We start from the raw sequence: 13,204 nt of genomic DNA on the forward strand, positions 1-13,204 counted from the left end.
ACCTTGTGCCTGGCTGATACATTTTCCTATACCTCGATAATATTCAAACAACCTGCCATAACGATACTCTGAAACTGAAGTCATTCCGAAGACCAGATTAGATCTTTTCGTATATGTTAGCGAAAAAATTTATCCTTGGAAACTCTGATGGCATGGTTTAGAGGTATCCAGCTACTTGAAAATGATCTAAGCGGTCTTATAATAGATGCTTTGAAAAGGCCCGGAGGGTATTTCGCGGAAGCAGGAGTTGGCATGGATTACGGGGTACATCTTCCTTTACTCGCCTTCGATGGAGAGCATTTTTACATCCCAAGTCTGAATATGGAAAGGACATTAAAGCACAAGAATATTGGCGGAGGAAATTACAAGGTTGCATTGATCATTGACGATGTTGGAACCGTAGATCCTTTTGAGCCACGCGGAATTAAAGTTCACGGTAATGCTCAGATAATAAAACGCACGAATCAGAGCAGGATGCTTGGTCCTGTTTTATATGCGATTAAATTCCTTCAATAAAGTCGAAGACAGTAAAAAACAAACGCCTGAAAGATATGGCTTTACATCACTCTCGATTATGGATATAGAAAACGGAATAGTTCAACATGTTTTTGTGTTCTTCGAAAACATTAGGACAAAGGTTACATGTGATGTGTTGAAAGAAAATAAACGTCTTTCATTAGCTTTAACCGAAGTTTCCCATCGATAGGTAGAAGAGAATTTAAAAATCATCAAAAATAGTTACAAGACGCTAAATCTTTTTTTTAGAATTGATCAGTCGCCGTTACTTTTCGACCATACGAATGATCATGGTCCGGCACTTATCCCGATCACACTGAGCCTGTCGAAGTGTGAAAATACATAAGGCATGTCATCCTTCGACCTCTGCTCAGGATGCACGGTTTAACACAAAATCATGATATTTAAATAGCAATAATGTGTGAAATAGATAAGGTCAGGAAAACCGATTACTCGTCCTCTATGTGCGCTCTTACCATTTCCAATAATTCAGGTGTCGGTTCCAAACCGTGGTCCTTTGCGTGGACTTTGGCCTGTTCCAGCACTTCTTCCTCGGTCTCTCCGCGAATGATGTGATTACATTCAGAACTTGGATTTACCTTGTTGCATTGTATGATTTTGCCCATTGTGAAAACCTCCTTAAACCTAATATAGCTGGCGGTGGAATATAGTCAAATCCGTAACGTCAAAAAGGATTGTGGGTTACAGTCTCATGTAAAAAAATGGTAAAGAAGCGATCTTAAAAATGTAACCCATCGCCTATTTGTGAGCAATTGCTGCACTCGCAGGTCCACCGAGTGGCAGGACTTCGGTGTTTTTGAATCCTATTTCCTTGCACCATTCTTCGAAGTCCGCTCTTGTAAAGACAAAAGCGTCGCCGAACTCTATTAAAACGCACTGTCAAATATTGGTTGTACTACAGATTAATATGAGCATAAATCAAAGCCGTTGTGTTTAAATGTATTAAATAAACTTTGACATAATCAAAAATGGTGTATTATAATTATATCCCGGCAAGGGGATAATGCTTATGTCATAATCAAAAGGGCAATATTTGAAAGGCTGTTTAAGATGTTGCTACGAAGACGTGAACATTTATTTTACCCATTGATGTGAGTTCACAGTCTTGTCTATCATGTGTTCTAATCTGGTGAGTTCTTTCGGAGCGTTTGGATCCCCGTAGTAATTTCTTACACTTTTCGTTTTCCCGTTTATAGTTATTGAATTTACAGCCGTGGCCATGTCGGGGATCACGCCTTCTTCATAACTTTCTTTTAGGGATAAAAATCCAATTCCATCAATTAATGAAATTAGCATTCTAATTCTGGTTTCACTGATTGTAAATGTTTTTCTACCTATGACTCTGACGAATGTTTCACCCTCGTAAGCACATCTCCCATTAGCATATAGCGTTGGCTTATAAACCGGACATGTTCCATTAAAAGCTCTTCTTACGAGTGTAATTACCACTTCATTTTCAAAATCATTTGTTTTATTTTTTTTCATCGCTAGAAATTAAGATCATAGTTAATACAATTAAGCGACGTTGGGTCTCGTTTTCTCTGCTTTTAATTTAAGTTTATTTTACTATACTAATCGTGATGTCTTTTGGAATATTAATTTTTCTTCTCCGCAAATGTACTTGCTTATAAAAGGTCTGAGGAAAATTATATGAAGATGAAGATAAAATTTTGTGGCGCGGCAAGAACAGTAACGGGGAGCTGTCATCTTTTGACTTTAAGTGATCGGCATGCAATTTTGATGGATGCAGGATTATATCAGGGAAGAGAAGAAAAATTTATAGACTTCAATAGCGCATGGCTATTTGAACCGTCTACGATCAATTGCTTAATACTTTCACATGCACATATTGACCATAGTGGTCGTATTCCAAAGTTGGTGAAAGACGGTTTTAATGGAGAGATAATTTGCACTAGTGCGACTAGGGATTTGACTGCTGTGATGCTTATGGATAGTGCAAAGATTCAGGAAAGAGATGCCTATTTCATAAATAAGCAAAAGAGAAAGAAGGGGTTGAAGGAGGATTCTGCGCCATTGTACACAATTAATGATGTCTCTAACTGTATGCAATATTTTGTGGGGATAAGTTACGATACATGGCGCCGAATTAGCGATAATGTGTCGGTACTCTTAAGGGACAGTGGTCATATATTTGGAAGCGCAAGTGTAACACTCAAAATCGATGAAATAGGACAAGAGCCCATTTTCGTGGGGTTCAGTGGAGATATCGGAAGACCAAACAGACCGATTCTAAGAGATCCAGTGTCAATGCAGAATCTTGACTATCTTATCTGTGAATCTACCTACGGAGGTGTGGTTCATGACAACTTTCCTAACGATCAGGAAACGCTACTGAGGATAATCAAGGAAACCTGTATCAATAAAGACGGGAAATTAATAATTCCCGCTTCTAGTGTGGGCCCTACCCAAGAGGTCGTGTATACGCTGGATAAGTTACAAACAGAGAATAGGCTACCCAAAATACCCGTGTTTGTAGATAGCCCCATGGCAATTAATGCTACTGAGGTATTTAAATTACATCCTGAGTGCTTCGATTCAGAAATAATGGAGTACGTGATCAATGATCCTAATCCCTTTGGTTTTAACAATCTGAAGTACATACGTGATAGGCAAGAGTCTAAGCAGTTGAACGATTTTAAGGGCCCGGCAATCATTATAAGTGCAGCCGGAATGATGACGGGGGGAAGAATACTTCACCATCTATTAAACCACATCGAAGATTCAATCAATACAGTGCTAATAGTTGGTTACTGTGCCAATCACACGCTGGGTGCGAGACTTCGCGAGGGGGAAAAGAGGGTGCAGATATTTGGAATTGAAAAAGAAGTGAAGGCCAGGATCGAGATAATGGATTCTTTCAGTGCTCATGCGGATGAACCTGAGATCATAGATTATCTTTCGAATTTGGATAAGAATAAGCTGAATAACATCTTTCTCGTACACGGCGAGTTGGATCGACAGTATAAACTTAAATCAGCATTAGAACGTGAAGGCTTTAATAATATCGAAATTCCTGCTTTTGGCAACGAGAGAGTATTAAGGCATTAATATATGCTACCTGTCCAGCAAATCGTTTTATGGAGAATTCTTTGCGATCATAGTATCATGTTGCCCACTTCGGATTATTTGGTTCTTTACCCATTTATCAAACAAAATAAATAAAAATATCTCCTCCAAATATACCTTAATCGGGAGGATGAAGGCGGGTATAGATGATGCACCATTAGCCAAGGCCTAATAACCACTAAAAGAGAAACTCGCCAGTTTCATACTGTAGAAGATTATGTTTTATGTCCTTGATTATTTCTTTTTTTAGCTCTGGAGGATGCAAAACCATTACATTTGATCCGAATCCTCTTATCCAGCCGACAAGGATAAGATTGATCTCATTTTCAAAGTTTAGTATTACGCTTCCATCTTTAAGCAATTCTTCCTTTTGGTTGGGATACCATTCTCTTTCTAATATATAGTCTTTGATTTCAGGGGAAAATTTTAGCTTTATTTTATGCTTCTCACCCTCGAAATTAAACAAGCTGCTCCTAAAAAAGTTAATTACATCGAAATCTGACGGGTATTCAAAGAATTCATCAAGAACATGAACATCCTTTATCCTGTGCAGTGCCATAGTGATAATTTTATTCTCATTGTTTGTTATGTTTTTGCATAGAATATACATTGCATCTCTATAATTAAAGAAATGAAGAGGAATAATTTTATATCTTTTCTCAATGTCGCCTTTTCCGTAATAAAATTCACATGCCTGATTGTTGATGGCCGCTTCGATAATCTTTTCGATCGATTTCAACTGATCCTTTTCGCTATAGACCTTTCCTCCGAGTTCACGTGGCAGTATGAACAGGCTTGAAATCCTTTTGAAGAAATCGTTTCCCGTTCGCTTCTGAGCCTCTTCGGCTGAAACATCTATTTTGTTGAATACCTCGCCCAGGTGCTGGTGCATAAATGGTATATCTTTGAAATGTGCAAAACCACGGATGAAGTAAAGGGAGAGGACCTCATAGGGGCTGAGCAGCAGGGGTCTGAATTTGGTTGCATGCTTTTCTATTCTGTATCTGTATTTTTTGTCTTCACCCCTCTGTTTTATTACATCGATGTCAAAAATATTGCCTTCCATGGCTTTTAGATCGCGCCTTACGGTTTTTTCGCTTTTCATCACCGCTGCCGCAATCTCCTCAACGGTGGCCCCCGTTCTATGATTTGAAAGGGATTCGATGAGGTAATAAAAACGGTCATATTTGCCTATCGGCTCTGGAATGTCTATCAATTAGGTCAGCTCCTCAATTTCTTATTTTTTAGAAAATTATACTCAATAATGGACAGAATATGTCCATTCAATCATGCAAACTAACTTACAAATTCAAAAAAGTTCGGAGGTGTAGCATGTATGAAATATCGAGATTGATAAATCATGCGATCGGTGGAGACAGGGATAGAAAAAGGGACATTGTAAGAGGGCTTGGATTTGAGAATGATGTTATAGAGGGTTATAACCGCCTTGAAAATCTGTTTCGGACAGGGAGGTGTAATGAGAAGATAGGGAAGAGATTGCCAAAAACTTTGAACCTGATGCCGAAGCTTATCAAAGAAGCCTTAGATGAAACAGCTAGGCAGTTAGAAAAACAGAAAGAAATTTCATTACAGCGCCGCGAGGAGTATGAAAGAAATACATTTCGTCCATATTTATGGATAAACCATACATTTTCAAAGCCGAAGGATAGATCTCTAGTAGATTATGTGGGCCTCGAACAATGGAAGGTTATAGATCTTCCCAAGGACATAATCAAAATGGGATTGGATGATCAGGTGGAGACAATTCATAGAATCATCATTGACCACCAGCGGGAGACCGGTGGGTATGATGATATGTTTGGAAGAATTACAGATTATATATTTTGTAGGAGCTATGATGAAAGTTATCTCATCAGCGTGGAAGGTGAACTCGTGTCTTCGGATAATGAAAATGGTAAAAGGGCACTTTTAGATTTAACGTGATTATTAGTTTTAAATTGGCTCCTTACCTGGCGAATTCCCTGTGGCTTCCTGCAGGTTTTCCGTTGTCATTGCGGGCGGAGCGAAGGGATCTCTTTTTATGGATTGCTTCGTCGTTTCTCTCCTCGGAATGACTTCTTGGGCTTTTTTAAATTTAAAAGGATACCATGCAGGTGCAGGGAGTTTCATTATATCACGTTTCGAGCGCTCTTGATGCTTTTTCGTGTATCATGCTTAATTGTTTCTCTTTTTCTGTTAATTGTTCATCTAGTTCATATATTTCTTCGCACTTCGTACTAATTGTTTCTTCATTGAAACCTACTTTATTTGTAACATCTTCAATTATCGAAGGGACTCGTTTCTTATTAAAGGCATAAATGGTTTCAAGTTTTCCTCTTATTCTTTTTGTTATTTTATCGTCATGGAGGTTGAATTTTGTGATCACTCTGCCTAGCCATTGTGAAGGCTGTGGCTTATCAATTTTAGGCAAGATATCTTTAACTTTGTTAAGTAGTGAGGAGGCGCTAATTCTAAAATCTGTTTTTGTTTCTTCAAAGAAATCAGTTTTGATATTCCCTTCACAGAGGTTATTTAAAACCTCGAAGAGCGCGAATTCCCATTCTCCCAGTTCCATTTCCTGCATAGCAATTTGTGATGGAGTTTTGATTCCGTACCTCGTCTGTGTCTGGTACCGTGAATATATAATATTTCCGAGTTCTTCAAGTGCCTTTCTCTTTTTATATTCAATTTTGCTAATCTGCCCCTTAACTTTTTGGGTCTCGATCAACTCCTTTGACTTTACACCGACAGTGGTAATGCCTTTATCTAAGCCGAGCTTTAACTTTTCGAAAAAATCACCCATGCCGATTTCCTCCTACCATAACTATACTGATAGATTGAGAAAAATAAAAAACCGGGTCCTTCAACTTTAAACTTTGATGATTCATCATTTAAATTATAGAGGTTCAAGCAAATGAGAATCGTGCAAACCGAGAGCGGTGAAAGTTTTGAGAATGTCGTTGAAAAAGAGAATATAGAACTAGATGATCAGTCCACATATTTCTTACTTCCTGATATCCCCGCTATTGTTCAGGCGGAGAACCTTTTTCTTAAAAGAAATGGACTGTGGGGAGAGAGACTGCTCACTTTTGGGAAGCTGTCATTTATCTCTAACTTGGATTCTAACGAACGTCGAAATGTAATCTCCAGAATGGGAAGGCTCTTCATGATGGAGGAGATTGTAGATGATCTGAATGCAGATTTCTCTTATTTTAAAGATAAATTTCTTGTAAAGGGGTTTTCCGAATCGCTTTTAAAAATTATCGCGGAGTTAAAACATGCGAAGATTATGCCTCAGGATTTGGCAGATATTAGCGAGAAGGAGGCTGAGGGTGATCTAAAGGACAAGCTAAAGGACTTGGCGCTAATTTTTAAGAGTTATAAAGACAAACTGGAAAGGGAAATTCTCATAGATGATATAGACAAACTAAAGCTTCTTTCAGAATCCACTCTCAAGGGCAGATTATCGCGTATTCTTCCGGGTGCGAAGAAAATCGTTGTTTTCGGGTTTTATGATTTTACTCCATCTCAGCTAGAGGTTTTGGAAGCTATAGACAAGGCTGGATACGATCTAGCTACATATGTTCCCCCTCTTGATAAGGTACCGGGATTCAAATCGGTTGTCATTAGTAAAATTGAGAGTTGGTTTGGAAGGATTGAAATTGAAAAAATGGTTAAGACAAACCGGATCGAATGTGAATTAGAAATTCATTCTTTCCCATCACTTAGAGAAGAGGTGGAATTTGCTGCAACTGAGATTAAGGGCTTGCTTCTGAATGGAGCGTATAGGCCTGGTGAGATAGCGATAGTATCAAGAACAATGGTAAATAAAGAGAGCCTATACGCCGGCGAATTACATAGACTAGGTATACCCTATTCCATTTCGACCGCAGGGAGATTGGGTGCATTGGGCTTGGGTCAGTTTATTTTGACGCTACTGCGTGTAAAATCCTCCGGTTTCGAAAAAAAGCATTTTTTAAACCTGCTCAGGAATCCTTTTTTAGCGGCTTATTTGAAGCATGAACAAATTTATGACTTTGTGAGTCAGATTGATCTCAAATCAAGCAGGAAAAAAACATTAAGAGGGGTGAAAGCTTGGGATGAGTTGTTAAGCGATTTATTTGAAAATGAGAATTTTGGGGTTGTGGAAAGAGTTAGAAGATTAATATCTATAATCAGTGGCAAGCTTAATTCTCTCGCCGTAGGAGTATTGACAGAGGATCTAGCCAACGTGATGGATGAGCTTCTTATTTGCGAATCGGTAAAAGAATTTTCCAGCAATAAAGATGATCAGTTTAATAACTGGGAACGCTTTCATAGTTTTATTAAAGAGCTTCGCTATCTTTCAAAGTTTAGATTTAAGGGCATGAAGGTTGCGGAATTAAACGAATTTATAAATCTTTTGCAGGAGCTTTGGATTGAGGAGAAGTTTTCACATTCTAGTGCCGAAAGTGTAGAGACAGTACAAATACTAGATGCCTTAAAAACAAGGGGTACTACATTTCAGGTATTATTCGTTTTAGATGTCGCAGAAAAAAGTTTCCCGTTGCCGTTCATCAGGGATCCGATTTTAAAGAATGACGAAAGGGCACATATCAACAATTACATGGGAAATCGTTCTCTTTATGAAGAGTTCCATCATTATGAATCAGAAGATTTGTTATTCAATTTGATCAAATCATCTGCTGAGAGGAAACTTTATATCTCTTACTCTTATAGGGATGAAAAGGATCGATCGAACCTTCCTTCTTATCTAGTGTATGAGCTTGAGAGGAAGCTGGGAATAAAGGTTAAAAAGCATTTCTTGAAAGATAGATTCAAATCGCACAAAAATCTTTATACCAAACCTAAGCTAGCTGAACATCTTTTTTACGTATATCGTAACCAGAATTTTGAATTCCAGAACTACTCTGAAAATTTACCTGAACGCATAAAATATGTTTTGAAAGGCATAAAGGCCGAAACTAAGAGACTAGAGATCAATGGTGTTTATTCAAAATTTGAGGGGAATATTGAAAATGCTGAACTGCTTCCTCAATTAAATGAATTCTCCCCGACAAAATTGGAAACGTATGGCCAATGTCCGTTCAGGTTTTTTGCAGGCCATATACTTAATTTAAAAAAGGTAGATGAAATTGAAGATGATGTCAGTGCTCTAGACTTAGGCCTTTTTTATCATAGAATCTTAAAGGAATTTCTTCTATTATTAGTTAAAGAAAATGAGGGTAGGGTCGATTTAAGGAAAATAAGCGATGAAGAGATTAGTGAATCACTAAAGGGGCTTTTAAAAGAAAGGGATTTTAATAAAGAGTTTAGTTGGCTTTCTGAAGGTAAAAGGGCACTGACTATAAAAAGAATAACTGAACAGGTTTTGCCCCAATTTATTCAGTTTGAACTAATCCGTATAAAAGAATGGAACGAGTTAGGTCTTTTCCCAGCGGGGTTCGAAAAAGGAATAGATTTCGAAATCGACGATATAAAATTATCAGGGATAGTCGACAGGATTGATGTCGGAGATCGGGGGCTGCTTATTATAGACTATAAATTGAGACCGTCATCGATGAGAAAATTTTTTGATTTCCGAAACCTCCAGCTGCCGCTCTATCTTTACGCATTCAGTAAGCTCGGAGAAAAACCGGTTGGAGGCTTTTTCCGATTTCTGGAAAGCCCGGATCGTGAGATAGGGTTTCAAGAGAATGCAAAAACGAGTGTGAAAGATCAAATATCCTGTGCTGAAGAGCAGGTTCGGATTTACGTAAGCCTCATGAGAAAGGGGTTCTTCCCTCCGGTTATCGACGAAAAGGGATTGGGTTTTGAGAATAAGGAAGTTGAATTGAGAAAGGACGAGAGAGGTCCCTGCGGATGGTGTGAGTACTCAGACCTTTGCAGGGCGCCGGGAGGGATCTTCAGGCGATTATAGTGTTTAGCCACGAATTTACACAGATGTACACGAATAAGATGATTTTATCTAAAAAAAATAAAAAACTGGTTCCGTCCTTCTTCATGGGCATTAGTGGCTGAGAATAATAATTTAGCCGCGAATTGGTTTAATGCTAAGATGCATTGAACAAATTAGACAAAAGGGCTGCATAATTACTAACGAATATATCAATTTGATTTTGAATACAATGAAAATTGTTTATAAGGAGTTATCTTACAAAATTATCGGTTTGGCAATGGAGGTTCACAGCAGACTTGGATATGGATTTTTGGAAAAGGTTTATGAGAACGCACTAATGATTCTGTTGAAAAGAGAATGTATTGATGCTAGACAACAACATTCGATCAAAGTTTATTTTGAGGATGAGATTGTTGGGGATTATATCGCTGATTTTGTAATCGACGAGAAGATTATACTAGAAATTAAGGCATTGGATGAAATTAGTGACGCTCATAGGGCTCAGGCCTTGAACTATTTGCGGGCGACTAAGTTACCGCTGGCAATTTTACTGAATTTCGGGAAAAAGAAACTTCAATATGAGAGACTGGTACTTTGATTTTAGAATGCTAACGAATAATTTACACAAATCAGTGCGAATCATTTTTTTATTTAAAAAAATCAAAAATAAAATTCGTGTTTATTCGTGTTAATTCGTGGCAAAAGAGTTAGTTATGAAAAGCAGAATCGAAGAGTTTATGAATTTGAACGATGAGCAAAGGGTGGCCCTCAACCTTAGCAGGGACATTGTCGTTGAAGCCGGAGCGGGGTCGGGAAAGACCAGAGCCCTTGTTGCGAGGTATCTTAAAATTCTTGAAGAGGGTAGGGCAAAAGTCGACGGAATTGTTGCTATCACTTTTACGGAAAATGCGGCGTCGGAGATGAGGGAGAGGATAAGAGATATGATTAATTCATATATTGAACTATATGGTGAGACCAACAACATAAATAGGGAAGCCATAAAGAGACTTCCAAATGCACCCATAAGCACGATTCATGGTTTCGCTGCACGAATTCTAAAGGAAAATCCGTTTGAGTCTTTGCTGCCACCCAGCTTTTCAATCATAGAAGGTATTGAACGAAGATTGTTCATCGAAGAGGCTATAGATGAATTTATTATGAAGCTCTGGGAGTCTCAGGATGAACTTGATAATGAACTTGTGTTTTCGATACTGGCAGAGGAAGGCTATGATCGCAAAAGGGTTAGGGAAAGGCTTTTTTCCATTATTTCATTGTCTAATAGGCTCCATATTGATCTCGAGCATCAATGTAAAGTCTTTTCGAAAGACAGAAAGGCCAGTTTTGATGGTAATCGTTTGATAAATACTTTAATACAAAAGGTCAAAACTGGCTTGGCAGATTCATCCAACGGCTACGTACAAAGTAGAATAGAATCGGTAAGGGCTTATTCATCTTATTTATTGAATAGGAAAAATAACGCTATCAGGTCTATGCTTCTTTCAAAAATTAAAAATAAATTGGATATAAACGATGGAATCTTAGGACTTAAAGGTGCAAGTGAGGTTGAAAAGGTAGTTGCCACTTCCTTATTGGAACTGGTTAACAGTATCTTGGATCTATATGATTCCGAATTAACTCGTAATTATTTGAAATTGGCTTCACGAACATATTTATTTCTGACTATCAAAAAAGTAAAGGCCTCTTACCTCGAATATGAGGATTTATTAAAAGTCTGTAGAAAATCATTACTTAATAATCATAGCCTCCTGCGTCGCTACCGCCGCAAATTCAAGTTTATTATGGTGGATGAATTTCAGGATACGGATCCTATTCAGTTTGAAATCATTAAACTTCTCTCCCAGAATGGCGGTGGCGGTGCCAATACGTTTATTGTGGGAGATCCCAAACAATCGATTTTCAGGTTCAGGGGAGGGGACCTGGGAGTCTTCACCGGTATTAAGAAAGACGCAGGCAAGATAGATAAATTCTTAAAAAATTACCGGTCTCATCACGCGCTAATTGAGTTCTACAACAGATTCTTCGAGAAGCTCTTTCATGCGGGTTATGAACATATGGAGGCTACTCTTGAAGCAAATAACAGCGAAAGATTCGTAGAGTTTATATTTAGTTTTGATGCTGACGCCTCGGTGTGGAGGAAGAAGGAGGCATCCAGTGTAATGAAAAGGATCATACAGTTACGTGGTCATGGATATGACTACAAAGATATTTCAGTTATTTGTCGATCGACAAGCAATATTTACTTGTTGGAAAATGAGCTTCGCAAACACAATATTCCTTACTACTCGTCCAGCGGCAGTGGATTCTTTGGTCGGCATGAAATACGCGATGTCGCTGTGCTCATTAAGTATCTTCTAAACCCGAGTGATAAGATTTCTGAGGCTTCTGTGCTAAGATCCTTGTTCCTCGGAGCCTCAGATGATGAGCTGCTGGCGTACTATACAAATCGAAAGTCTGTTGAAAGCATAAATGAGTATCTTTTGTTTTTATCAGAGCTAAGAAAAGAAGCCTTATCTTTCACTCCGTTGGCTATGTTGGAATGCATATTGGAAAAGACCTGCTATGATGCTGCATTACTAGCTCTACCGGAAGGCTTATCGAGATATGCGAACATAAAAAAGCTGATAAGCATTTTTGGTAGGTTAGAGGCGCTCGGCCATGGAATAGTTGAAATACTGGAATACATAGATACAAGCGCTTTAGAAGATAGCGAACCTCTTGCACAGGCGGAACTGGAGGAGGAGGACTCGGTTAAAATTTTGACGGTTCACAAGGCAAAAGGGTTAGAATTCCCGGTTGTTATTCTCATGGATTTAAACCATGGTCCGGGCGGCGGGAATGACACTGTTATTGCCAGGAGAGAGAGTGGTTTTCTGGTTCGATATGAGGGCAGTAAATCCCAGCTCTGGGAGATTATCAATGAGCTTGAGAGCAGCGATAACCTGGAAGAAGAGAAGCGATCACTCTACGTCGCTAAAACAAGGGCAAAGGAGCTGCTTATTATTTCATTTGGTGGACAGATCAAAAAAGACGGGAATATTAAAATCAACGAGTCTTCATTTGCAGGGTTATTCAATACCGTTTTTAAGATACATTCAAATTTAGATGATAAAAGTTTAAGTGCGCTGGGGCTAAATATACCGATATGGAAAACTGAGGATTCTACAATGTTGACAGAAGAAGAAACGAAGACCAAAGAAGAAGTTGAGGTAGATACCATCATTGAGAGATTTTCCAATGTCGATCCTAATGGATTTGCATCAGACAATCCGAAGGACGAAAGAATCATACAGAAGCTTGGAGAAAAACCTTCCGAACTGGAGAAAGGAGCGCTTATGCACAGGTTTTTGCAGATATGGGACTTTAAACGGGAAAGCATAAAAGAAACCGTAAGGTTTGTCCTAAATGAAGGATATGTATTAGATGATTCGTTGGAGAAGAAGTTAAATAAATTAGGTGAGGACTTTTTAAGCTCGGAGCTTTTTGAAAGGATAATTAATGCGGACTCTTATGACAGGGAGATACCTTTTTATCTGGAGATAGATGGATTACCGGAGAGGAGGAAAATCGACCTGATGATTAAAGAAGGTGATCGAATTAGTTTATTTGACTATAAATATACATCTAAAGGAGAAATAGAGGAGAAGGAGCTTTCAGAATATA

The 13,204-nt window shown here is 38.5% G+C and carries 10 protein-coding genes; 6 read left to right on the top strand and 4 right to left on the bottom strand.

From position 1 onward, the window contains the following. The first annotated feature begins 147 nt into the window (after positions 1-147). On the top strand, positions 148-516 hold the full coding sequence (locus VGA95_00835) for a hypothetical protein (protein HEX9665086.1): 369 nt from the start codon (positions 148-150) through the stop codon (positions 514-516). A 449-nt stretch (positions 517-965) separates the two neighbouring features. Here VGA95_00835 and VGA95_00840 read toward each other — a convergent pair whose 3' ends face one another. Both VGA95_00840 and VGA95_00845 read right to left on the bottom strand, forming a co-directional pair. Next, positions 966-1,142, bottom strand: a complete 177-nt coding sequence (locus tag VGA95_00840; protein ID HEX9665087.1) for a DUF1059 domain-containing protein — start codon at positions 1,140-1,142, stop codon at positions 966-968. 469 nt (positions 1,143-1,611) lie between these two features. Beyond that, positions 1,612-2,022, bottom strand: coding sequence for a DUF6438 domain-containing protein (locus tag VGA95_00845; protein ID HEX9665088.1), 411 nt, complete (start codon positions 2,020-2,022; stop codon positions 1,612-1,614). Positions 2,023-2,193: 171 nt separating this feature from the next. Between VGA95_00845 and VGA95_00850 the strand changes: the two genes are divergently transcribed. Beyond that, positions 2,194-3,606 carry an MBL fold metallo-hydrolase gene (locus VGA95_00850; protein ID HEX9665089.1) on the top strand — a complete coding sequence of 471 codons (1,413 nt, stop codon included), beginning with the start codon at positions 2,194-2,196 and terminating at the stop codon, positions 3,604-3,606. Between the two features lie 196 nt (positions 3,607-3,802). Here VGA95_00850 and VGA95_00855 read toward each other — a convergent pair whose 3' ends face one another. Next, entirely contained in the window at positions 3,803-4,840 is a 1,038-nt protein-coding gene (locus tag VGA95_00855) for a WYL domain-containing transcriptional regulator (GenBank protein ID HEX9665090.1), read from the bottom strand. A gap of 116 nt (positions 4,841-4,956) precedes the next feature. Between VGA95_00855 and VGA95_00860 the strand changes: the two genes are divergently transcribed. Continuing rightward, positions 4,957-5,568, top strand: a complete 612-nt coding sequence (locus VGA95_00860) for a hypothetical protein (GenBank protein ID HEX9665091.1) — start codon at positions 4,957-4,959, stop codon at positions 5,566-5,568. A 190-nt stretch (positions 5,569-5,758) separates the two neighbouring features. On the opposite strand, the gene VGA95_00865 is transcribed toward VGA95_00860, so the two are convergent. Further along, a complete protein-coding gene (locus tag VGA95_00865; protein ID HEX9665092.1) occupies positions 5,759-6,427 on the bottom strand; it encodes a hypothetical protein in 669 nt (222 codons plus the stop codon). Positions 6,428-6,538: 111 nt separating this feature from the next. Between VGA95_00865 and VGA95_00870 the strand changes: the two genes are divergently transcribed. The 3 genes from VGA95_00870 to VGA95_00880 form a co-directional block, all read left to right on the top strand. Beyond that, a complete protein-coding gene (locus tag VGA95_00870; protein ID HEX9665093.1) occupies positions 6,539-9,544 on the top strand; it encodes a PD-(D/E)XK nuclease family protein in 3,006 nt (1,001 codons plus the stop codon). 208 nt (positions 9,545-9,752) lie between these two features. After that, positions 9,753-10,121 (top strand): GxxExxY protein, encoded by a 369-nt coding sequence (locus VGA95_00875; GenBank protein ID HEX9665094.1) that lies wholly within the window; start codon positions 9,753-9,755, stop codon positions 10,119-10,121. 115 nt (positions 10,122-10,236) lie between these two features. Further along, a partial coding sequence (locus VGA95_00880) for a UvrD-helicase domain-containing protein (GenBank protein HEX9665095.1) occupies positions 10,237-13,204 on the top strand: 2,968 nt, incomplete at its 3' end.

The organism is Thermodesulfobacteriota bacterium (assembly GCA_036397855.1).
In the GTDB taxonomy this organism is placed as follows: domain Bacteria; phylum Desulfobacterota_D; class UBA1144; order Nemesobacterales; family CSP1-2; genus DASWID01.

Coding starts and splice junctions, on each gene's coding strand:
- VGA95_00835 (HEX9665086.1), top strand. CDS start 148: ATGGCATGGTTTAGAGGTATCCAGCTACTTGAAAATGATCTAAGCGGT.
- VGA95_00840 (HEX9665087.1), bottom strand. CDS start 1,142: ATGGGCAAAATCATACAATGCAACAAGGTAAATCCAAGTTCTGAATGT.
- VGA95_00845 (HEX9665088.1), bottom strand. CDS start 2,022: ATGAAAAAAAATAAAACAAATGATTTTGAAAATGAAGTGGTAATTACA.
- VGA95_00850 (HEX9665089.1), top strand. CDS start 2,194: ATGAAGATAAAATTTTGTGGCGCGGCAAGAACAGTAACGGGGAGCTGT.
- VGA95_00860 (HEX9665091.1), top strand. CDS start 4,957: ATGTATGAAATATCGAGATTGATAAATCATGCGATCGGTGGAGACAGG.
- VGA95_00865 (HEX9665092.1), bottom strand. CDS start 6,427: ATGGGTGATTTTTTCGAAAAGTTAAAGCTCGGCTTAGATAAAGGCATT.
- VGA95_00870 (HEX9665093.1), top strand. CDS start 6,539: ATGAGAATCGTGCAAACCGAGAGCGGTGAAAGTTTTGAGAATGTCGTT.
- VGA95_00875 (HEX9665094.1), top strand. CDS start 9,753: ATGAAAATTGTTTATAAGGAGTTATCTTACAAAATTATCGGTTTGGCA.